The following is a 22,530-nucleotide window of genomic DNA, read 5'->3' as shown; positions in this document are numbered from 1 at the left end:
GCGGGCTTTTACGCTATTAGTCCCAAAAAAGGACTGACAAGTGATAGAAGAAGTGCTATAATACAACTCGTACGGGGGAAAATGTTCGGAACTATACAGATAAAGGGTCTTTCCTTTCAGGAAAGGCCTTTTTTAAATCATAGCTTCAAGGAGGAATTACTTTTGAGTAAGGTTGGAAGAAATGAGTTGTGCCCATGCGGAAGCGGGAAAAAATATAAAAGATGCTGTCTGGACAAAGAAAAATCTGCAGTAGAATCCATATTGCGGATGGTAACCACCGAGGAAGCGTCTGGCCATGTGGCGGCAGACATCCAGCAGGAAATCGAGCAGCCGGTCCAGGCAGCCGCGACCCGGCCTGAGAGCAAGCTTACATTGACCAAACTGAAAAAAATGGTGGCGCGTGAGCTGAAATGGGAGCATCCGGCTCATGAGCAGCTCGCGCTGGAGCTTATTGAGAGTATGCGTAACCAATATGAGCGGGAGCTGATTTTTGAAGCGCTGGTGTTGTGGAACGGCTATTCCCGTCAGACTAAGCCTGCCGTGAAGAAGACAGGCTCCTTCTGCGCGGCGATTGAGTATCTGCTGTCCGAAGAATACGGCTTCAATATTTCGCAGGTGGAGCTTGCCGGCAAATATCAGGTGACAACGGCGACGATCTCGCGCAAGGTTAAGGAAATGCTCAATTATGTCGAGGAGTACGGGATGGACGGCGAGGCTGATGAGCTTCTGGCGCTGAACGGCCCGGGCACGCCTAAGGATAAAGCGCAAGCCCTGCTCTACAAGGCGATGGAGGCGACTTCTTCCAGACGGAGAATACAACTGGCACAAGCAGCGCTGGAAATGTATCCGGGCAGCTCTGACGCTTATCTCATTCTGGCTGAGGAGTCGGAGAACGAGCAGGATGCCCGGGCTTACCTGAAGGCGGGAATCGCTGCAGGCGAACACGAGCTGGGCGAACTGTTTTTTGCACAGAACAAAGGACACTTCTGGGGCCTCCATGAGACCCGTCCTTATATCCGCATTTGCAAAAGCTACGCCGAGTCCTGCTGGTTTGGCGGAAATGCCGAAGAAGCGGCGCAGACCCTGGAGCATATCCTTGAGCTGAATACAGATGACAATACCGGTGCGCGTTACCTGCTCGCTGCTGTGTACCTGTACAGCAACCAGTTGGACCGGGCGGAAGAGGTGCTGGAGAAGTACGGCAAGGATGACGCCGCTGCCGCTTTTGCCTATGACCGGATCATTCTGGAGTACAAGAAGAACGGAATCACCTCCCAGCTCAAAATGCTGTACCGCGTGGCACGGGGTGTGAACAAGCATGTGCCCGATTACCTGTTGGGTGTGAAGCGTCTGCCGCATAACCTCCCGGATTTTGTCGGGATGGACGATTCCAATGAAGCCGTTGAATATGTGATTATGCACTCCCGTCTTTGGGCGAGTGTGCCGGACCTGCTCAAGTGGATGCTTAAGCAGTAGAGGTAGCCAGCTTCAGTATGTGGACATAAAACAAGCAAAACCGGATACAAAAAAGCGGGTGCGTCTGCGTAATAGAAGACACACCCGTTTTTTATGCTTTTCCCCGCTGAATATTTCTTATAATCCGCCATTTCTTCTGTCAGAAAACCGTTCTATCGCTATTCGGATCTCTTCTTCACTAAAAGTAACCGGAACTTGTACATCGTCCTCAAGCCCATTCATTTTCGCACCGTCAAACTGATATAATTTGAGTAATAATTTCCACAGCGTCTCCAGTTCTTCCGGTTTGAAATCTTTGAAAATATCCGCCATGAAATTAATCGTAACACTGATACCGCGGCTTTCCAGAGTCTGAAGTCCTAATGCTGTCAAATGTACATTGACTGCCCGTTTATCCTTTTTGCTGGGAGTAATGGAGATGAACTTTTTTTTCTCTAAGCTATTAATTAATTGGGCGATATTTTGTTTGGTTGCCCCCAGCTTATTGGCAATATTAATGATTGTCGTTTCATCTTCAGGCAAATGAAGAATTGCAAGCAGAGTCATATATTGTCTGGAGGTTAAGGGTGCGCTATACTTGTCACCTGTTGCTTGAACCTTGTTAGAAACTGAGATCAGACCGGAGTAGACCTGTTTCATAAGATGTAATAGATAGAATTCCTTATCGTAATCCATAACAATAACCAACCTCGCCGGTGAACTTTGTACTGCCAGTGATTCTATCACGGCTCCTTAAAAAATTCAATTGTCCTTGTAAAGGATTGATATTGTCCTTCCGCGTTCCCCTCAACAGTTCCACCGGAAGAAAACACACCGCCGTTCATTGGCATTTCTAAGGTTAAGCTAATCGGAACAATATAGGGAATGGGCATGGGGTGCCCCATATTCTCATAAGATAACAATTCGGCTTGATGCGTATAATTGCTGCTCTTTAAGTTCTTCAGTATTTCCAGGCATGCATCATAACTGTTCCATATATTGTCCTTTTTTCCGCAGATCAGGAGAATGTCAGCCGCAGAATTTTCAACCTTTATCCGCGATGCTTCCCGGTTCGTTGCTTTTTCAATGCTTTTTCGGTATGTGCTGGCGAACCCGAAGGGAATTCCTTTTTCAATGTCCTTTTGTTGATCTTCAAAGAAAATTGTATTATCTACTTCAATGAATGGAATAGATTGCCCCTGATAGGACCAAGAAGAGACATTCTTGCCACTCAGCAACCCGTCAAGAGCCTGGAAACAATAGGTGTGAGGTTCTACGGCAACTACCTTTTTAATTTGTTTATATCTGGAGGCCAGTAAAAGCGCTAATTCGCCGCCTTTCGACGTTCCATGAACATAAATATCTTTCGTTCTTGTAATTTCATTGTCTTCAATCCACTTAAATATCTGTTCGAAATATTCCAAGGGAACCTCCTCCAGTTTTTCAGGTAATCCCCCGGAAGCAAAGTAGGATGTAATCAGCACATTAAATCCTCTGGAAGCGAGAGGTCCAGCCATTAGAGCCAAAGATTGCATTTGTCCATCCGAGCCTCCCAGCATGAGAATAGTCTTGTTATTAGCATTTTTCTGATAAAAAAGCTGCCCGGTGAATCCTTCATGGATCTGTTTGACAAGAATATCATCTGTTTTGAACAGCCTTTTTAATTGAATTTCCTTTTTTTCTGTTGAGGATTCAAAAAGCAGGTTCATGATGATCGGCTTATCAATAGCGATATTCTCAGCGATATTCTTCCCCGCAGATATTGACTGTTGTAATGAATAGATCAGTCCCATGCTATTAGCTGTTTCATAGCTTCCTTCCACAGGCCTTGCCAGAGCGAAATCCACTTCTCCCGCTTCATCAGCGACCAAAACTGCGTAGGACGAAAATTCTTCCCCGCTGCACCAGGGAAGCTCCATTTTCAAACTTACTTTTAGCCGGCTGTTAGGATTTAAATCATCAACCTTAATATTAATGTGTTGATCTACAAATGCTTGTTGATGATCCATGTTTATTTTCATGTACTTATTCTCCTTTATGTAGTATTAAGAATGGCCTTTATTTAGACAATATATTGACCAAAATGATTATACATCAACGAACAAAATAGTCAATATATTTTCTAATTACCGCGCGAAAAATGACGTATTATATAATATGATGCAGAAAAAAAGAGAATACAAAAAAAAGAATTGACCTGGGCGAAATTTATGGTTATATTTGCAATATATTAGGAAATATTATCAAATGCTAGCGAGGCTGCAACGGGAACTTTCGTCATTGTCCGACGTGCCTAAGGGGTGGTTTGTTTGAACAATACAGCCACGATTCGCACAGAGCTGGAGAATTTTATCGAGCGCGAAGCACTGAGCTTCAGTCAGTTGGGAAGGCTGGCTGGTCTCAACGCAGGTACGGTGAGTTCAATTCTGAAGGGCAACCGGATTATGGCTGTGGATCAGTTGGACCGGATGACTGCTGTGCTGGGCTTGCCTCAAGGGTATTTTTACGATCAGTATATTCAGGAATGCATGGTGGAAGCCGTACCTAATTGGCGCAGAGTTAGGCCCCTGCTGTACCGTTGTGCGGAGCTGGACAAGCTGGACTGCATCCGGCAAATGCTGCCGCTGCTGCTCGACAATCTGACTTATTCTCCTTTGCTCTTCGAGGTGGCCGAGGAATTCTTCGCGGAAGGCAAGCACGCTGCGGCGGCCCTGCTCTATGAGAGTGTGGCTCTTAGTGAGAGACGTCAGCATTCCGAACGGCTGGCTTTTTGCCAGTATCGTTTGTTCACGCTTCGGCTAAGCGACAATCAGGAGGACAACCTTCAATGTGCGCTGCAATTTGAGCCTTTTGTAGACCGTCTTGATGAGATAGACCAGTTGGATGCACTGAGAGACCTGGCGAATACGTACCGTTCGCTGAGGCGCTGGGAAAAGGTGGATCGGATCGCCCAGGAAATGGGGCGGCTGGCGCATATTCAACTCTTTACGCCTGTCCAATCGGCGAGAGCAAGACAGGAGCAACGTAAGAAGCCGAAGAAACCAATGTTTGTATATTTGGCCTTCTCTTATATGCTTCGAGGAAGTGTCTGTAATGCCAGGGGCGATCATGAGCAAGAGATGCAATATGCATGCGCATATGGAGACTTGAGCTGGGTCAAGGAAACGGATAAGGACACCTTGCATTGGCTGAAGCTGTATAAAGGATGGGCAGAGGCCAATATGTATGTGTCCAAGCTGATGCGCGGGGATGAAAGCGTACTTGCCGATTATGTAGCCTATATAGAACAGAACAAGGATGAGCTTCTGATTGGCTTATTAAACATTACAGAGGCGGCCAATCTGTTTGATTTCAATGTGGATTACATCCTGCAGTATTTTGATTCCGAAATTAACGGCTACATGCAGATGCAGCATCAGGAGGCTGTGGGTGTATATACAAAGCAAGTGGTCTCCGAGCAGTATGCCCGTTTTCTGTACGGGGTTGCCCAGTATTATCTGAGGCAAGGCCTGTACCTGATGGGTTTTGAATACTTATTGGCCGGTTTGTACACGTCATCCCTCATCAACAACGAAACTCGTATTCTCGCTTGTGTGAGGCTATTTGAGAGATATAGAGCATTTGCATCCCATGAAATACAACATAGATATCAGAACCTATTAAAAGAGGAGGAAGAAGAACATGAAAAGAAAATTGGCATTCCTGTTGGTCGTAGCTAGTTTTGCTTTAGTGTTGGTTATTCCAATTTCTGCAGGGGTCAATCATTCCTTCAGCATTGCCTCTGAATTTCATGGGGGTTAATCTATTATTATAGCTTTGGAGTTACAATATATTTATTAGACCAGTCTTGAGGCTGGTCTTTTCTTGATTTCTTCATACAAATTATCAGAAAAAAATTTCACCCCAAAAAAGACATAGCCCTCTAAAATACTAACTAAGGAGGGATAAGAGTGAGAGAAGTAGAATGTTTGAGACGAATTTTGGAAGAAGCCCGGCAAGACCTGAATAATCTGCAATATCAGTACGACTTGGATCATCCAGCCGTGCTTCATCAGTCGATGGTGCTCGACGAACTGATTAACCAATATACGAGAAGCAATGTGGCACAAGTTAGAAAAAGATCGGGTTCAGCAGGCGTCAGGCTGCCTGGCGACGACCTGTGGAACGCCCATTCGCAGCTCTATCGCACCGCAAACTCCGCTTCATAAAACGGAGGACTAACACCACTCTACGCACTATACAGCCTTCTTTGTTTCTTCTAACGTTTACAGTAGCGTATGTAAAACTTCGATTTTAATAGAATGGAATAGCGGGGCGTTACACTGCATGTTTTTTCTTTTGAGCAAAGGCTTATAAAGTACTGCTGCTGTTGCGCCTCATATTTCTGTAAGATTCCCCCTCCAAACCTTCCTGCCATGAAGCCCAACATCTCTCTATCTCCCGCTGAAGTGCTATTTGTATTGCCCGGAAAGGACAATGCTTGATAAAATGTCCTTGGAAGAGTATGTTACAAGAAGCGATATGATTAGACAGAAGACAGTGAGGCGAGGATAAATGAGAGAAGGCGAAGACCGGATCGTAGGAATGGAAGATATTGTACGGGCACATCATGTGCTGCGGGAGGTTATTACCCGTACCCCGCTTCAACTGGATGGGGTGCTGTCGGCCAAATATGACTGCAATGTGTATCTGAAACGTGAGGATCTGCAGATTGTCCGCTCTTTCAAGATCCGCGGCGCGTATAATATGATTCGCAGTCTGTCTGCAGAGGACAGAGCCAAGGGCATTGTCTGTGCCAGCGCGGGAAACCATGCGCAGGGCGTGGCGTTCTCCTGTAAGGCTCTGGGAATCAAAGGCAAGATCTACATGCCTAGCACTACTCCTAACCAGAAGATTAAGCAGGTCCGGAAGTTCGGCGGCGAGTACGTAGAGGTGATTCTGAAGGGTGACACCTTCGATGATGCGTACGATGAAGCGCTGCAGGCGTGCATTGATTATAGCATGACACTGATCCATCCCTTTGATGAACCGCGGATTATCGCCGGCAACGGCACCATTGCGATGGAGATTATGGAGAGCCTCGACAAGCCGGCGGATTTTGTGTTCGTCACCATCGGCGGAGGCGGCTTGGCTGCCGGTGTTGCGACCTATGTGAAGACGGTTAGCCCGTCTACCAAGGTTATAGGCGTAGAGCCTTCTGGTGCGGCTTCCATGAGCGAAGCGATTCAGCGCGGAGAAGTGGTTACGCTGAAGGAAATCAATAAATTCGTCGACGGAGCGGCTGTGAAGCGGGTCGGCGGATTGACCTATGATATTTGCTCCCACCGCCTGGATGATGTCGTTAAGGTGCCGGAAGGCAAGGCATGCACAACCATTCTGGAGATGTATAACGAGAATGCGATTGTTGTGGAACCGGCGGGCTCGCTGCCGATTGCGGCGCTTGACCTGTACCGTGATCAGATCCGGGGCAAAACCGTGGTCTGTATCATCAGCGGGGGCAACAATGATATTGACCGGATGCAGGAGATCAAGGAGCGCTCACTCATCTATGAAGGCTTGAAGCATTATTTCATGGTTAATTTTCCGCAGCGGGCGGGAGCACTACGCGAGTTCTTGGCCGAAGTGCTGGGACCCGGGGATGACATCACCCGTTTCGAATACACGAAGAAGAACGACAAGGAGAACGGCCCGGCGCTTGTTGGGATCGAGCTTCAGCACAAGGAGGACTACGCCCCGCTCATCGAACGGATGCAGCAGAAGGGCGTGGATTACCTGGAGATCAACAAGGACCCGAATTTGTTTAATATGCTGATCTAATATATAAAGGCCCGCCCCCAATGATGATTAAAGGGGCGGGCCTTTATGCAATGTAACAGGATCAGGAGAGCGGTGCTTCTGTCTTCAGGTATTGCTTTACACCGTCATCCAGCTTATAGTCATTCTCTTTCATCAGCTTCATGAAGCCTTCCAGCTTTTGCAGAAACGGACTGCTGCCGGTATTCTTCGACAGAATGCTGCTGTAAGCCTTCTGCGCCTCCAAATCCATCTCCAGGTTGTCATAATGGAAGAGCGGCGTATTGTTCTGCCCGTAGAAGGTATTGATTACATACGTGGAATACAAGGTCTTCACTGACGATATCCGGTTGGATGTGGGATAGCTCTGAATGAATTGCTCATGGGCCAGCGCTCTGGCCGCAACATCGCCCCAGGAAATGATGAGTCCGTTATCCTTGGAAGGAGGCAGGTCTGCTTCTGTACCCATAATTGAAATATAATCACGGATATCATTGGTAACATACAGCTTATATTTGCGGTAGGAAGCATAATCAATCACCGGGAAAAAAGAGCCCTCAGCCGTCTCCAGCTTATACCCGCTTTCTCCCGCGCTTTTCAGCAGGCTCCGCAAAGACACGTCCTCCGTACTCTCGGCCAGCTTGGCCATGCTGACTCCAGCTTTATACACCGAGGTAAGCTTCCGCTGGGTAATGCTGCTGCTGAACTTGCTCTCCCAGGCCTTCAGGGCGGCCTTGTGGAGATTCTCCAGCTTCAGGGTCAGTACAGTCGCCTGATAGGGGCTGACCGCATAAATATTGCTGTTCAAGTATTGAATAGCCTCCGGCAGCTTAGCGGAAGAGGACAGCAGCAGCAGAGCCGACTTGTAGATGGAATCGGCATGGCTGCTGGCCGCCGCGGGAGCCGCCTTGCTGCCCGCGGTGGAAGCCCCTCCGGTGCTGCTTCCTGAACCTTCAGCAAGCACATGTCCGGCAAGACCTAATTGCAGTCCCACAGTTGCAGCTATTGCTACAGATAGAATGGTGTGTATCTTCTTCATGGAAGTTTCCTCCTGTATAAGCCCGAAATGAAATCACCGTCTATGATCTGAAGAATATAAATTTCAATCCAAGCCCTCCGGCCACAGCAAGAGCGAGGCTCACCCATGGGGAGAGGGAAATCACCGGAAACAGGTTGTCAAGAAATACGCCAAGAAATACCGCAATGACAGCGAGGCCGATATAGATTCCGAGTCCCTTGATATCGAACTTCTTGGGCTTCGGGGCATCGTCCTCGGACAAGGAGGACATCCATTTCATGATCAGCTCGATGAGGACAATAGAGCCTGCACCAGCTACCACGATTGTGAAGATGCTGATCTGACCGAACATGCCCGCTGTCCCGGTGCTCCATAGCAGGAAGAGTCCGGCAAGTGCGTATATGCCGAAGAGACCGGTAAGTGCTGCCCAGGGAATCATCAGGTAATAGTTCAGCTTGCTGCGTTCAGTTCGTGCGGGAGCGCTCCCGGCAATCTCCCTGAAATAATCCTCCGGGTGCTCGCCGAAAATCTGCTTGGCATTTTTTCCTTTGCTCTGTCCCTCCAGCAGGAGCGCCGCCGCCTCAAGAAGCAGCTCCTCCGTGCGGACCGGATCTACCTTGCTGGCCCGGAGCGCCAGCAGCATATCTTCATAATAAGAGCGGTTGAACGGCGTCATCTGCTCGCGCAGCACATTATTTTGCTTAATCATAGCTTTGACTTTCATTGTATGGATGTAAACCTCCAGTATGGTTAATCGGTACAGCCTTTAACCTAAAGTATACGTTTGCCCGGCGGCTGTGTGCAAGGACATCCATGCTTCCGGGAATAATCCTTGTGAATAAGTGAACACTGTTATTGAATCTGCATCTGCTTCACAAACTAGGCTTAAGGAAGGCAGGGAGCATTATGGACACTGAGAAAAGACAGAAGCCCGGCAAATTCGTGGGTGAAGGCTCCGCGCCTGTGCCAACGAATGAAGTAGGGGATTGGGGCAATTCCGATGGCTTCAGCTTATGGGACTCCTCGCAGGATTCACCGGAGGATGGGCTGGGGGATTGGCCTGGAAGACAGGAAACCCATGATATGTTTCACGACAGCTATGATTGATTGACGCGGCAGCCTGGTATGCTTCAGGCCTCTTTTGTTCCTTGTGGAACGAAAGAGGCCTTTTCTAAATGTAGGCGTAGCCGTTTCCACTTGTCTGTTGACAATAATAACGCAAGGCTTATAATTAAGATATAAATCTTACTAAATTAATCGGAATTATTATAATTTAAGATAAGTTACCTTTCTGAGGAGGGTTCGGCAATGGAACGGAATATTATCATCCGGCATAACGGGGAAGAATTAACAGCGAGCATCCATTATCCATCCGGTGGAAAAGGGGGCACAGGGCGCTGCAAGGACCGGGTTCCGCTCGCGGTAATCTGCCACGGGTTCGTAGGCAACCGGATCGGTGTGGACCGGATCTTCGTCAAGGCGGCGCGCGAGCTGGCTGCGGACGGATATATGGTAATTCGTTTTGATTATGCAGGCTGCGGGGAGAGCAGCGGTAATTATGGCAGTGAGAACATGGAGTCCATGATTGCCCAGACCCGGGCTGTGCTCGATTATGGCATCAGCTCTGCAGATGTGGACCCGCAGCGTGTAACGCTGATCGGACACAGTCTTGGCGGAGCAGTGGCGTTATTGACCGGGGTACGGGACCGCCGGGTCAAGAATCTCGTGCTGTGGGCAGCCGTTGGCTATCCGTTCAATGATATCGTAAAGATTGTGGGAAGGGAAGCTTATGACCGTGCGGTGCAGAACGGGTCTTCGGATTTCGCCGGCTATAACTTTACCCCGGTCTACTTCAACTCGCTTGCGGCTTTTCAGCCGTTTCAGGAGGCGGGCAAGTTCAGCGGCGATGTGCTGGTAATTCACGGAACCTCCGATGATGTAATTCCAGTGGATTATGCCTTCCTCTACCAGAAGCTGTTCTGGACACGCCCTGAGGGGCGCTGCGACAAAGAGGTGATTTTTCAGGCGGATCATACATTCTCTTCAGGCCAGGCCCAGGTGCAGGTGCTGAAACGAACCAAGGATTGGATGAATCAGCAGGAGCATGTGCAGGAGGAATGGCAAAACTGGATGATATAATAGTACGCGTTACACCTCTGAAGGTCTTTCTATCCGCAACACTAAAGTTGCAGGCGTATTGGTGCAGCATCAGTTCTAAATCTTATGGCGTTGGATGCAGCCTTTGTGGTCCGGGAGAGAGAGAATCGTCGTATCCATCCTCCTGTTCCTTACGGACAGTAAGGCCTTTATATTACCGAAAGGGATACATTTAGCCGAGCGGACGGACCGTAAAGCGCTTATCGCCTCTTCGGCAGGTATATTTAGGGTAAATGTACGCCCATAAAGTCTCTGGAGTCCGTTCACTTGCGGAAAAATGACTTCCAGTAGAAATAAGAGCGGTTCAGTCCGCTACAAACGGTTAGATTCTTCTAGTCAGGAAAAGACTTGCTCACGAAAAGTTTGTACTCCAACATTCGGAGTCTGATGATCTACCGGGAATTGTCTTAAGCTCGCATTAACTCAGAATAAGCGGTAAAATATAGGGGCAGACCATATACTGGGTTATGGAGGTTGGCACCCTATGAAATTACCGGCATTTTTTATTGCACACGGCTCACCGCTCCTCGCCCTTGAGGACAACGAGTACACCCGTTTCCTGGAGCGTCTGGGAGCTGATCTGGGGACACCACGCGGCATAGTTGTCTTCTCTGCGCATTGGGACAGTCCAGAGCAACTGCTAACGGTGGACGAACAGCACGAAACATTGCATGATTTCTACGGGTTCCCGAACGAGCTGTATTCGCTGGCCTATCCGGCTCCGGGTGACTCCGCACTCAGCCGCCGAATCTCCGGGCTGTTCACAGACAACAATCTTCCTCACCAGCCTGTGCTGGGACGCGGGCTCGATCACGGGGTCTGGGTCATTCTGAAGAAGATGTTCCCCGAAGCCGATATTCCGGTAGTGGTCTTGTCCGTCGATTCCCTGCGTTCCCCTGAGGAGCAGTACCATATCGGCCAAATGCTGGCCCCGCTGCGCGAAGAGGGAATTCTGCTGATTGGAAGCGGCGGCCTGGTCCACAATCTGCGCTTGCTCAAGCAGGAGGACCAGCCGGAGCAATGGGCGCTTGACTTCGATGCCTGGATAGCGGAGGGCCTTGCAGCATGGGATCTGCCAACACTGTTCGACTATGACACGAGAGCTCCGCATGCGCGTGATGCGGTTCCTACATACGGAAGGGAGCATTTTATTCCGCTCTTCTATATTATGGGAACGGCCGATGAAGGCAGAAGGGCGCAGCTAATGACTCAGGCGTACCAATACGGGACACTCAGTCTGAGCTGCTGGATGATTGATTAGACATACAATAAACGCAGGATACAGCCGGACACATGGGCTGTATCCTTTTTAATGCGCCGGCATCAAGACAAATGCCGCCTGCTGTGATTAAATGGAAGATAATCACGAGAAATTAGGAGGAAACAAAACATATGACTCTTAGCGGCTATTCTTCCCGTCTTGTATTATGCTGCTTGCTTGCGGGCCTGCTGCTCTCCGCCTGTGGAACTCAGCAACCGGAAGCCGTGCCCTCACCGCCGGATGCACCTACCCTCGCGCCATCGCCTGCGGCTTCTGCCGAGCCTTCGCCGACAGCCGAACCTCCCAGTGGAGGGCTAACCTCCGGTCTGACAGGGCTTCCGGTCCAGGAGAGCGTCCTTCCCCGCCCCTTGGCGGTAATGATCAACAACGCGCCGGCTGCCCGGCCGCAATCAGGGATCAGCGAGGCGGACATCCTGTATGAGGTTCTGGCTGAAGGAGGGATTACCCGGCTGATCGGGATTTTCCAGAGCCACACCGGCATCGTCAAAATCGGCCCCATCCGCAGCATCCGCCCCTATCTGATCGACCTTGGCGAGAGCTACGGGGGGGTGACGGTGCATGCCGGCGGAAGCCAGGCGGCGTATGCCATTCTCCAGAAGGAGAAAAAGGATGACATGGACGAGATTGGCCGGGGCGGGGCTTATTTCTGGCGGGACAAGGGGCGTAAAGCGCCGCATAATCTGTACAGCAATGCCGCCAAGCTGCGCGAGGGGGCGGACAAGCTTGGATACGCCGGTACCGTGCAGGTTCCGGGCTATCTTTTCACAAATCCCGATTATATACCAGTCGAAGGGGAACCTGCCGCAGAGTTCAATGTGCAGTTTCAGCTAAAGAGCTATACTGTGGGTTATAAATACAGTGAGGAACGGGAAACTTATCTGAGATCGGTGAACGGCAGTCCGCATCTGGATCTGAACAACGGGAATCCGGTGGAAGCCGCAAATGTCATCGTGCTGGGAGCGGATCATAAGGTGCTGGATGATGTGGGGAGACTGCAAATTGATGTGGAGCTGGGAGGAGAAGCGCTGCTATTTCAGCGTGGACAAGTAATCAAGGGCAGATGGGCGCGCAAGCCGGATGATGTGATCCGCTTCGTGAAGAAGGATGGCCAGGAGGCGCTCCTGTATCCCGGCGTGACCCATTTTCTGATTGTGCCGAACAGCCCGTCCTTCGACAGCCATGTGGAAATTTCACCTTCTCCCGGTAAAGCTTGAAACAGCGGAAATCTATCTAAATCCGACAATTGTTTTGGCTGTTCGAGAAATATGTCATTTAAATGTTAAAAAGTTCGGTTCTTTGTCTTCAATACCTTCTATTGATATGTTAAGATAACAAGGGTTGTCATTCATTTTCATGCTGTTTACATATGAGTGGCTTCACATTTCATTTACACGGCAATTTTATGTAAAGGGGCTTAAACGAATGAAGTTGAGAAAAAAGGACATATTCTTTGAGACATTGGAAAATATGGCCGATACCATTGTCCAGGCGGCAGATTATTTCGCTCAGAATATTACCTCTCTCCGGGAAAATGTCGAGAACTTCGCAGGGGTGATGAAGAAATATGAATCCCAATGCGACACGTACACGCACACCGTTATTAAGGAATTGAACAAGACGTTCATCACTCCGCTGGAACGAGACGACATTATGGACCTCATTACAAGCATGGATGATGTAATTGACGGTCTGGAAGCTTCAGCCTCACGTTTCTATATGTACAACCTGCTGGAACCGGATGAATATATTGTGCAGTTCGCAGAGATTCTCCGCCAGTCCGCCTATGAGATTCAAAAAGCGGTTCACCTGCTCTCCCAGAAGAAGCTGCTCGCGATCCGCGAGTATACGATCCGTCTGAACGATCTGGAGAACCAAGGTGACGAAGTGCTTCGCATCTGCACCAAAGCCCTGTTCGAAACCGTTAAGGACCCTATTGAGCTGATCAAGCGCAAAGAGCTGTACGAGCGGCTCGAAACTACAACCGATAAATGCGAAGATGTAGCCAACATGCTGGAATCAATCATCATGCGCAACTCATAAGGGGCTTAGAAATATGGAAACATCATTATTTGTGCTAGGATTTGTTATTTTTCTCGCGCTAGCCTTCGACTTCATCAACGGGTTCCACGATACGGCCAACGCCATCGCCACTTCGGTATCAACGCGGGCGCTTAAGCCGCGTACAGCCATTCTTCTGGCAGCCTCGATGAACTTTGTTGGCGCACTGCTCTTTACCGGTGTAGCCAAAAAAATCGGCGGCAGCATTACCGATCCCACCCTGCTGGACAACGGAGTAGATATCGTCATAGCTACGCTGATCGCCGCGATTATCTGGAACCTGGTTACCTGGTGGCTCGGCATCCCATCCTCCTCTTCCCATGCGCTTATCGGTGCGCTCGCAGGAGCAGTATATGTGGGAGCAGGCAACGAGCATATCAAATGGCACGGCTTTATCGAAATTGTCGAGGGGCTGGTATTCTCCCCGCTGATTGCTTTTGTTATCGGTTATATCGTTATGACGATCCTGAAGTGGATCTTCGCGAGACGCAGCCCGCATACGGTGAACAAGGGCTTCCGCTCAATGCAGATCATCACCGCAGCCTTACAATCCTTCACGCATGGTACGAACGACGCCCAGAAGGCGATGGGAATCATTACCTTTGCGCTCGTAACCTCGGGCCGGCTTGATACGATGGAGGTTCCACTGTGGGTTAAGATTGCTGCAGCAACCTCAATGGCGCTTGGTACGTCGATCGGCGGCTGGAAGATCATCAAGACCATGGGAACGAAGATTTTTAAGATCGAGCCGATTAACGGCTTCGCCGCGGATATTTCCGCCGCTTCCGTTATTTTCTCGGCTACGCTGCTGCATTTGCCGGTAAGTACGACACATGCCATCACATCATCTATTCTGGGTGTAGGCTCGGCCAAACGCTTCTCCGCCGTGAAATGGGGAATAGCCGGACGTATTGTCATTACCTGGTTCATTACGATTCCGATCAGCGCAGTGCTGTCGGGAATTGTCTTCAAAATCATATTCTAAGCAGCATGAATGAGATGTCACGATAAGCCAAGGACGGCTGCGGACATCTTTTTTTGTATGCAATCGCTAAACCGCGGTACAATGATTATGAATACCGGTAATGAAATATTGGACCTAACGGAGGACTCATAGATGATACGAACGCTGGCGGTAACACCTAAGGGCGAGGTGATAACAGATCTGCCGCTTCAGAGTATTGTGCTTGCGGACTATGCCTGGATTTGGGCGGATTTCGCCACACCGACAATGGAAGAGACGCAACTGCTGGATACCTATTTCCACTTTCATCCCTTGGCGATTGAAGACTGCATGCATGTGCTGCAGCGGCCGAAGCTGGATTATTATGAGGATGTCCAGTTTTTCGTGCTGCATGCGCTGAATGAACAGACCTTGGAGGCGGAAGAAATTGACCTGTTTCTCAGCAAAAGCTTCCTGGTATCTTATCACCACCAAGAGAAGCCGGAGATGGACGAGGCTTGGGAATTAGTGAAGTCGGAAATCCATAGCCGCAAGGGCTGGTCGGGCGGCCCGATAGCTGCTGCGTATACGGTGATGGATAAGCTGGTGGACCGTTATTTCCCGAGCCTGTACACGCTTGAGGACGAATTGGCCGATCTGGAAAGCCAGGGCGGCAAGGAGTCTGTGGAGGAATTGATGGGTCAGGTGTTTAACGTGCGCGGGAGATTGCTTAAGCTGCGCCGGACCATTGTGCCGATGCGTGATCTGATGTACCGGATTGTCAATTCGCAGCATGTGCAGAGCAACGGAGAAGAGCGGATCTATTTCGGCGATATTTATGACCATCTGCTGAAGCTCACCGATATGATTGAAGTAGACCGTGAAATGACCGCCGATCTGCGTGACAGCTACATCTCGCTTAACTCCAACCGGATGAATTCGATTATGAAGACGCTCACGGTTATCACCACCGTATTTATGCCGCTGACGCTGATTGCCGGGATCTACGGAATGAATTTCAAAGTCATGCCGGAGCTGGAGTGGAAATATGGCTACCTTGGGGTGCTGCTGCTTATGCTGGTGCTTGGTGTGGGGATGTTTCGCTGGTTCCGGCGCAGCGGCTGGTTTAAGTAGCTGATGACTCAGAACCATTAACGACTATTCGCTAAAAGCGTTAAACGCCGCCTTATCTGCGGCGGCGTTTAACGGAAGAAGGGGCGGATCTGCGACGGTTCTTCGGAGCCGTTTTTTTGCGGGATTGTGTGCCCTGGCGTCTCTTCTTACGCCGTTTGGGACTGTAGAGCGCTGCATCTTCCTCTGCCGCCTGTTCCCCTGCTGCCGATTTCTTGCCTTTGCCGAAGTTGCTCATTAGGAGCTTCACCATAGGCGCCATCTGCTGGAACCCCTGCATGACCTTCTGTACTTTCCCCATAGAACTTACAATCCCGTCTACGCCGCCCAGCCGGTCTACAATTCCCTTAATCTGGTCCATATTCGGCAGATTTCCAAGTCCTCCGAGCAGTCCGCCGGCCTTAGAGGTTGCCGCTTCGGCAGCGGGTGCAACGAGTGTAGTATCCGCAACTTCGGTCCCTACTGCAGGGAGCAGTGAGGCTTCCCCAATCTGGGGGGGCTGAGGTGCCTGGGGAAATGCGCTAATCCCTGGATACGGCGATGAAGGATATAACCCGGCCAGCGAACGCCCGTTCCGGCGGGAATGATTATAGTAATGATCAGGCATAACATCACATTCCTTCGTTAGTGGTTTGCTATACTGTATGTCATGGGCGAACATAAGGTATAGACGAACGCCCGGTTCACCGGGATAGCAGCGGAAAAGGGCGAACGCCCATCCGGCAGCTTCGGAAGTGAAAAAACCGTGTCCATGCTTGATTTTCAGTGCTTATGTAGTACTATAGTTAAGGTGGCAAATCCTATGAAATGTGGAGGAGTAAGTGATTAGCTGCATAAATTGTGTACGCCTGGGGTGGACGTTTGTCCATCGTTTTCGTTCTTTACAGCGTGAAATCGTTAATGCTTGAAAAATGTGCTCCAGTACAATATAGTAAAGGCAAGAAAGTTAAATTTAGGCTATATTTTGAACTCTTTTTTACAATGATGCTTAATGAGTGATGCTAATGTTGACCAAACTTTTAGGGGATGATAATCAATGCAGCTTAAGAAGCTAAATGATAAAAGTATAGACCAATTATTTGAAGCTATTTTAACATTGAAAAATATGGAAGAATGCTATGTTTTCTTCGATGATTTGTGCACCGTTAACGAAATTCAATCCCTTTCACAGCGCCTGGAAGTAGCACGCATGCTGGGCAAAGGTTCTACATACAACCAGATTGAAGCGGAAACGGGAGCCAGCACAGCGACGATTTCGCGTGTGAAGCGTTGCTTGAATTACGGAAATGACGGATATAAATTAACACTGGAACGTTTGGGACGATAATTTATGAAGCCGGGAGTACTCATCATCAGTCACGGCTCCCGCGACAAGGCCTGGGTGTCTTTGGTTGAGGAGGCGGTAAGTCATTTATTGCTGGGAGAAGAGCTGCCCGTAGCGGTGTCTTTCTTGGAACTGGTGGAAGGCCGTCTGATTCAGGATGGCATACAGAGCTTGGAATATGCAGGGGTCACAGATATCTTAGTGATCCCCTTGTTTGTGTCTTCCGGCAGTACGCATGTCGATGAGATAGAGTATGCGCTGGGAGCCAAACCTGCGCCGGAGAAGGAGACGGAGCTTGAACGCTTTGCGGTCAAGGCGAAGGTGCATTTCGGCTATCCGGTCGATGATGACCCGGATATTGCGGTCATGATCTGGGACAAGCTGCGCGGGCTGTCGAAGCATCCGCAGCGGGAAGCGATACTGCTCGTGGGCCACGGCAGCAAGCATGAGGGCTTCCGCCAGCGCTGGCAGCAGGGCATCTCCTCGCTGGCGGAGCGTGTGCGCCAGATCAGCGGAGTCGCGGCAGCGGATTATGGGCTGCTGAACCCGGACAGTGTGCGGAGCAAGGTGGAGTACTGGAAGGAGCAAGGCTATGAGGTGCTGGTGGCCCCGCTCTTTTTAAGTGAGGGCTATTTCACCAAACATGTGATTCCCCGGCGGCTGCAGGGTCTGCAATACGCCTATTCGGGCCAGACGCTGCTGCCGCACCCCTTGTTGCCGCATTGGATTGAGCAGCAGGTGAGGTATATGCTGGAGCGGCTGCGGGAAGAGAGCTGAGTTGTTTTTGTTGAAACGGATACTGTCCTTCTAATGATGGCCTAGCCGTTTCCACTTGGAATAAAAGATAGCGTTTTCTGGTATCTATTGTACCCGCTGAGGCATACATATATTTATGCTTTGGCTGACGCAGCGGGCTTGCTGCTCCTGCAGAAGCACAGAAATATTCCCCTTTCCGGTCTCCAACATTGCTTGTGGGGTCCTGAATTGGGTATAATCAGTAAAGTTATCTATCATATAAACAGGTGGCGTTCCGGTAATGAAAACTGCGAGATTAATTTATAATCCCACTTCGGGTCGGGAAGAAATGAAGAAGAGGCTCGCCGATGTTTTGGAACGGCTGGATATTGGCGGCATAGAAGCTTCCTGCCATGCAACAACCGGGGAAGGCGATGCTACAGCAGCGGCAGCGGAAGCCGTAGAGCGCGGATGTTATGATCTGATTATAGCAGCGGGCGGCGACGGCACATTAAATGAGGTAATCAACGGGATGGCTGAGAAGCCGAATCTGCCTCCGCTTGGTATATTGCCTTTGGGAACAACCAATGATTTTGCCCGGGCGATGGGCATTCCGAAGAACTGGGAGGATTCCTGTGATCTGATTCTCCGCCAGGAGTCGCGGCTGATTGACCTCGGCAAAGCCAATGACCGTTATTTCATTAATATAGCCGGCGGCGGAAGACTGACCGAGCTGACATACGAGGTTCCCAGCAGACTGAAGACCATGATGGGCCAGCTTGCTTACTACCTGAAGGGTATTGAAAAAATGGCCAGTCTCTCTCCACAGGAGCTGTACATCCGTGCGAACGGCCAAGAGCTGATCCATGACGAGTTCATGCTCTTCCTGATCGCGAATACCAATTCCGTTGGCGGCTTCGAGAAGCTTGCGCCAGATGCCCGTATCGACGACGGGCTGTTCGACGTCATTGCGGTTAAGAAATGCAACCTGGCTGAATTCATCCGCCTCGTCAGCCTGACGATCCGCGGCGAGCATCTGCAGGACAAGAAGGTTGTCTACTTCCGCACCGATGCTATGGAAGTCACCTCGCCGGGGTATGTCCAGCTTAATCTGGACGGAGAGCTAGGGGGCACCCTGCCCGGCAAATTCAATATATTGCCGCAGCATCTGCGGATTTTTGCGCAGAATAACTGATCGGGAGTCGCAGAGGTACACCTTCAATAGAGGGAAAACTCCGACTAAACGGGCTGAAAAGCCTCTATGTGCAGCAATAGTTGGAATTGCTCCATTTAATTCGTGCAATAAGCTCCAATTTGGATGTTGAGCGGCGAATTAGCTGGAGTTTTTCCATTTTAAATAGCTTACAGTGAAGATAATGAAAGAAGTGAACCTATAAATGAGTAAACACCGCAGCGGCCACAGAGGGAGCCGCCGGGAAGGCGCGGCACCTGCCGCCGATCTGCCAGTGAATAAGAACGACGAGGTGATGCTGGATATTGTCGGCATGACCCATGAAGGCGAGGGGGTAGGCCGCGTGGAGGGCTTTACCTTATTTGTGTCTGGAGCACTGCCCGGTGAGAAGGTCCGGGCCAAGGTCTTGAAGACCAAGAAGCAGTACGGCTATGCCAAGCTGCTGGAGCTGGTACAGGCAAGCAGCGCCCGCATAGCGCCGCCTTGCCCCATCTATAGCCAATGCGGCGGCTGCCAGCTACAGCATATGGACTACGCCGCCCAGCTCGCGTGGAAACGGCAGCTTGTGGTGGACAACCTGCAGCGGATCGGGAAGCTGCAGATTGCCGAGACGGATAGCAGCCTTGCTAAGGCTGTTCGTGATGGCGATAGTGCTGAGAGAACTGACGGGGAGGTTCTTTCCGGGCGGGCTGCTCTTGCTGGCCCTGAAGCATCCCGCACGGGAGGCATTGTCGTCCGGCCTACCCTGGGTATGGACGAGCCTTGGCGTTACCGGAACAAAGCCCAGGTGCCGATCGGCGTTACCGAAGGCGGCCTGGTCGGCGGCTTCTACTCGCGCGGCAGCCACCGGATCGTTGACATGGAGACTTGTCTGATCCAGCATGAGCATAACGACAGTGTCGTAGCTGCGGTGAAGCGTATCGGCAGGGAACTCGGAATCTCCGCTTATAATGAAGAGACCGGACGCGGACTCCTGCGCCACGTCGTGGTGAAGAAGGCCTTCCGCACCGGCGAAATGATGCTCGTCCTCGTAACCAACGGCCGGGATATTCCGCACCAGGATGCCTGGATCGGCAGCATCCGCGAACAGCTTCCACAGGTGGCGAGTATCTGCCAGAACGTCAACACTCAGCGGACGAACGTGATCTTCGGCAGCGAGACCCGCGTCCTGTGGGGCAGAGACGTTATCTATGACTACATCGGCGATGTACAGTTCGCCATCTCCGCCCGTTCCTTCTACCAGGTTAACCCGGCCCAGACCGAGGTGCTGTACGGCAAGACCGTAGAGTATGCCGGACTCACCGGCAATGAGACGGTCATCGACGCCTATTGCGGCATCGGAACGATCTCGCTGTTCCTGGCGCAGCACGCGGCTAAGGTGTACGGTGTGGAGATTGTGCCTGAAGCTATTGAAGACGCGCGCGGGAATGCCCGGCTTAACAATATGAACAACGTAGTGTTCGAAGTAGGGGCATCCGAGGACGTCATTCCGAACTGGAAAGAGCAAGGCGTCACACCGGACGTCATCGTCGTCGATCCTCCGCGTAAGGGCTGCGACCCGAGACTACTGGATACGATTCTGGCAATGAAGCCGGAGCGGGTGGTGTATGTGTCGTGTAATCCATCGACACTGACGAGGGACCTGAGGGTACTGGAGGATGGCGGGTACATGACAGTGGAGGTAACTCCGGTGGATATGTTCCCGCATACGGTGCATGTGGAGTCGGTGGCGGTGTTGGTGAAGAGTGGTACAGTGAGTTAAAATCATTTTATTTACTTGGATTTTTAATATGGTACAGATTAAAATCTTTGGTGGTACAGATAGCGAAGAACAGACTTGATGTAAAACTGATGTAAAACCCCACCGGATTTCAGCCAAAGTACAATTCAAATTACTCAAAAAATCTAAGGAAATAAAGGAACTACTTAAGACTGATCGAATTTCTTCGGCTATTATGTCTACTGTTTCTTTTAATTTCAAAAATGGTGAAACAGTTGATGACATTACTAAGATATTAACTAATATTTCGTTTTTCTTAAGTACATTGAGCCTAAACTTAAATTTCGCTCAAATCGTGAAATATTATTCAGGTAATGAAGTCGTTATGATTGAAATTACAGATAGAATTATCTCTAAGTATCATGGGAACATATTAATTGATAACCACCGTATTCCATCGGGAATAAAGATTGCCTTTGAGAAGTCCTATTATAGATTTTTGGAATTAATGGACGAACTAAGTTTTGCTAAATACACTCACTTAATTGTGGAGTTGTATCAACAAAAGTATATTGAATTAAAGATAGCAACCTTAGTTATTGCCTACGAGCATCTATTATTGAAGTATCTGGTTCATCGTGGTGTTGTTACGGATTTAAATGAGGATATTAATATTCAACAGAAATTGGGTCGAGTAAATAAAGAGCTAAAATTTATTCCCAAACAACTTTTGGATGATGAATTCCGGAGTGGTATTCGAAATCCTTTATTCCATACGGGCAGTATTCCAACCAAGTCAAGTAAAGAATTGCGCGAGATATATCTGGAGTATCTTGACTTATTGATGAGAATTTATTTAAGGATTATTAGTTATGATAGCCATTATATCTCTAGGAAAGACCATAATACTCCTTCTCAAGTTTAATCTTATAAGTATTTTTCGAAGAAGACAGCACCATCGCATAACACCATATTCACGCATCGGGGTTAGAAGAAGATTCGGAGGGCGATTTCAGTAGCAGGGAAGTGGAATCAGCCGGACACATCCGCACCACCTAACCGCATCGCGGCCGGTTCCTTCGGAACCTTAAGGTGGTGGGGCGTCGTGAATACAAGGAATGTTAGCTGAAATTGCTAAATGCTCAAATAGAAAATTTCGAGGATGTTGATAAATGGAAGATAAAAACGCTCGTAGAATTAGAATTGAACAGCTAAAGAGAAACATGAAAAAGGATATTAAGTACGGAGAATTATTTGGTGAATGTATAGATGTACTCGATGTTGATTCTCGAATCTATAGTCATGAAAAATCAAAGGAAATAGTGAAGAGGATGGTTGATGAATATAACTTTTCTAAGTGGGGGAGAGTTGATTGGAAATCGATCCCCCATAGATTTTCTATTAACAATATTACAGAACTAAATACGTATACGATTGCTTCAAACAAAAATTTTTTTATTATCTGGAACGAGTATAACTTGCCGGTGGTGGAAACGACTATTGGAGATATAATAAAGAATTTTGAAGATATTATTGCTGTTGCTTTTGATACTTGGATCGTTAATTTTGATGAAGGAATAATTATTGAGAACTATCATGAAGAAGAAATAACAATAGGAAAGAAAGGCAGCAAGTAAGTATATTCAAAAAAGAGGAAACATCAGCTAACACCATATTCATGCTTTGGGCCATTCGGCCCGCGGTCGGCAAGATGAAATTCGG

22 protein-coding genes are annotated in these 22,530 nt (G+C 49.2%); 17 read left to right on the top strand and 5 right to left on the bottom strand.

Features of this window, described 5'->3' with window-relative positions:
• Positions 1-162 precede the first annotated feature (162 nt).
• The gene (locus tag B212_RS0123670) at positions 163-1,476 is read left to right on the top strand and encodes an SEC-C domain-containing protein (protein WP_019913647.1); all 1,314 of its coding nucleotides are present in this window, start codon (positions 163-165) and stop codon (positions 1,474-1,476) included.
• 117 nt (positions 1,477-1,593) lie between these two features.
• Here B212_RS0123670 and B212_RS0123665 read toward each other — a convergent pair whose 3' ends face one another.
• Positions 1,594-2,151, bottom strand: coding sequence for a MarR family winged helix-turn-helix transcriptional regulator (locus B212_RS0123665; RefSeq protein ID WP_019913646.1), 558 nt, complete (start codon positions 2,149-2,151; stop codon positions 1,594-1,596).
• A 47-nt stretch (positions 2,152-2,198) separates the two neighbouring features.
• A complete protein-coding gene (locus B212_RS0123660) occupies positions 2,199-3,476 on the bottom strand; it encodes an acyl-CoA thioesterase/bile acid-CoA:amino acid N-acyltransferase family protein (protein ID WP_019913645.1) in 1,278 nt (425 codons plus the stop codon).
• Between the two features lie 288 nt (positions 3,477-3,764).
• Between B212_RS0123660 and B212_RS0123655 the strand changes: the two genes are divergently transcribed.
• The 3 genes from B212_RS0123655 to ilvA all read left to right on the top strand — a co-directional run bounded on the left by B212_RS0123655 (position 3,765) and on the right by ilvA (position 7,272).
• Positions 3,765-5,174: a helix-turn-helix domain-containing protein gene (locus tag B212_RS0123655; RefSeq protein ID WP_019913644.1), complete on the top strand. Its 1,410-nt coding sequence runs from the start codon at positions 3,765-3,767 to the stop codon at positions 5,172-5,174.
• A gap of 249 nt (positions 5,175-5,423) precedes the next feature.
• On the top strand, positions 5,424-5,663 hold the full coding sequence (locus B212_RS35825; protein ID WP_332258093.1) for an aspartyl-phosphate phosphatase Spo0E family protein: 240 nt from the start codon (positions 5,424-5,426) through the stop codon (positions 5,661-5,663).
• Between the two features lie 346 nt (positions 5,664-6,009).
• Positions 6,010-7,272, top strand: a complete 1,263-nt coding sequence (gene ilvA, locus B212_RS0123645) for a threonine ammonia-lyase IlvA (protein ID WP_019913642.1) — start codon at positions 6,010-6,012, stop codon at positions 7,270-7,272.
• 61 nt (positions 7,273-7,333) lie between these two features.
• Here the strand turns inward: ilvA and B212_RS0123640 are convergent, their stop codons facing one another.
• On the bottom strand, positions 7,334-8,287 hold the full coding sequence (locus tag B212_RS0123640) for a hypothetical protein (protein ID WP_019913641.1): 954 nt from the start codon (positions 8,285-8,287) through the stop codon (positions 7,334-7,336).
• A 40-nt stretch (positions 8,288-8,327) separates the two neighbouring features.
• Entirely contained in the window at positions 8,328-8,990 is a 663-nt protein-coding gene (locus tag B212_RS0123635; RefSeq protein WP_019913640.1) for a DUF1129 family protein, read from the bottom strand.
• A 182-nt stretch (positions 8,991-9,172) separates the two neighbouring features.
• Between B212_RS0123635 and B212_RS0123630 the strand changes: the two genes are divergently transcribed.
• From B212_RS0123630 to corA, 7 genes are all read left to right on the top strand, one after another.
• Positions 9,173-9,373 carry a hypothetical protein gene (locus B212_RS0123630; protein ID WP_019913639.1) on the top strand — a complete coding sequence of 67 codons (201 nt, stop codon included), beginning with the start codon at positions 9,173-9,175 and terminating at the stop codon, positions 9,371-9,373.
• Between the two features lie 201 nt (positions 9,374-9,574).
• Entirely contained in the window at positions 9,575-10,405 is an 831-nt protein-coding gene (locus B212_RS0123625) for an alpha/beta hydrolase family protein (protein ID WP_019913637.1), read from the top strand.
• A gap of 502 nt (positions 10,406-10,907) precedes the next feature.
• The gene (locus tag B212_RS0123620; RefSeq protein WP_019913635.1) at positions 10,908-11,684 is read left to right on the top strand and encodes a dioxygenase family protein; all 777 of its coding nucleotides are present in this window, start codon (positions 10,908-10,910) and stop codon (positions 11,682-11,684) included.
• Positions 11,685-11,815: 131 nt separating this feature from the next.
• On the top strand, positions 11,816-12,919 hold the full coding sequence (locus B212_RS0123615) for a DUF3048 domain-containing protein (protein WP_019913633.1): 1,104 nt from the start codon (positions 11,816-11,818) through the stop codon (positions 12,917-12,919).
• Positions 12,920-13,127: 208 nt separating this feature from the next.
• Positions 13,128-13,745, top strand: coding sequence for a DUF47 domain-containing protein (locus B212_RS0123610; protein ID WP_019913631.1), 618 nt, complete (start codon positions 13,128-13,130; stop codon positions 13,743-13,745).
• A 13-nt stretch (positions 13,746-13,758) separates the two neighbouring features.
• The gene (locus B212_RS0123605) at positions 13,759-14,748 is read left to right on the top strand and encodes an inorganic phosphate transporter (RefSeq protein WP_019913630.1); all 990 of its coding nucleotides are present in this window, start codon (positions 13,759-13,761) and stop codon (positions 14,746-14,748) included.
• 132 nt (positions 14,749-14,880) lie between these two features.
• Positions 14,881-15,840 (top strand): magnesium/cobalt transporter CorA, encoded by a 960-nt coding sequence (corA, locus tag B212_RS0123600; protein WP_019913629.1) that lies wholly within the window; start codon positions 14,881-14,883, stop codon positions 15,838-15,840.
• Positions 15,841-15,892: 52 nt separating this feature from the next.
• Here the strand turns inward: corA and B212_RS35100 are convergent, their stop codons facing one another.
• Positions 15,893-16,444, bottom strand: a complete 552-nt coding sequence (locus B212_RS35100; protein ID WP_019913625.1) for a hypothetical protein — start codon at positions 16,442-16,444, stop codon at positions 15,893-15,895.
• A 429-nt stretch (positions 16,445-16,873) separates the two neighbouring features.
• Between B212_RS35100 and B212_RS0123590 the strand changes: the two genes are divergently transcribed.
• From B212_RS0123590 to B212_RS0123565, 6 genes are all read left to right on the top strand, one after another.
• Positions 16,874-17,164 carry a YerC/YecD family TrpR-related protein gene (locus B212_RS0123590; protein ID WP_019913624.1) on the top strand — a complete coding sequence of 97 codons (291 nt, stop codon included), beginning with the start codon at positions 16,874-16,876 and terminating at the stop codon, positions 17,162-17,164.
• A 3-nt stretch (positions 17,165-17,167) separates the two neighbouring features.
• Positions 17,168-17,938, top strand: coding sequence for a sirohydrochlorin chelatase (locus tag B212_RS0123585; protein ID WP_019913623.1), 771 nt, complete (start codon positions 17,168-17,170; stop codon positions 17,936-17,938).
• Positions 17,939-18,197: 259 nt separating this feature from the next.
• Positions 18,198-19,091 carry a diacylglycerol kinase gene (locus tag B212_RS0123580; RefSeq protein WP_019913622.1) on the top strand — a complete coding sequence of 298 codons (894 nt, stop codon included), beginning with the start codon at positions 18,198-18,200 and terminating at the stop codon, positions 19,089-19,091.
• Positions 19,092-19,293: 202 nt separating this feature from the next.
• Positions 19,294-20,850, top strand: coding sequence for a 23S rRNA (uracil(1939)-C(5))-methyltransferase RlmD (rlmD, locus tag B212_RS0123575; RefSeq protein WP_019913621.1), 1,557 nt, complete (start codon positions 19,294-19,296; stop codon positions 20,848-20,850).
• Between the two features lie 343 nt (positions 20,851-21,193).
• The gene (locus B212_RS0123570) at positions 21,194-21,733 is read left to right on the top strand and encodes a hypothetical protein (RefSeq protein WP_198015883.1); all 540 of its coding nucleotides are present in this window, start codon (positions 21,194-21,196) and stop codon (positions 21,731-21,733) included.
• 247 nt (positions 21,734-21,980) lie between these two features.
• Positions 21,981-22,445: a CDI toxin immunity protein gene (locus tag B212_RS0123565; protein WP_019913619.1), complete on the top strand. Its 465-nt coding sequence runs from the start codon at positions 21,981-21,983 to the stop codon at positions 22,443-22,445.
• Positions 22,446-22,530: the final 85 nt, after the last annotated feature.

The organism is Paenibacillus sp. HW567 (genome assembly GCF_000374185.1).
Taxonomy (GTDB): Bacteria; Bacillota; Bacilli; order Paenibacillales; family Paenibacillaceae; genus Paenibacillus_AQ.
This window is presented reverse-complemented; position numbering and strand designations above follow the sequence as displayed.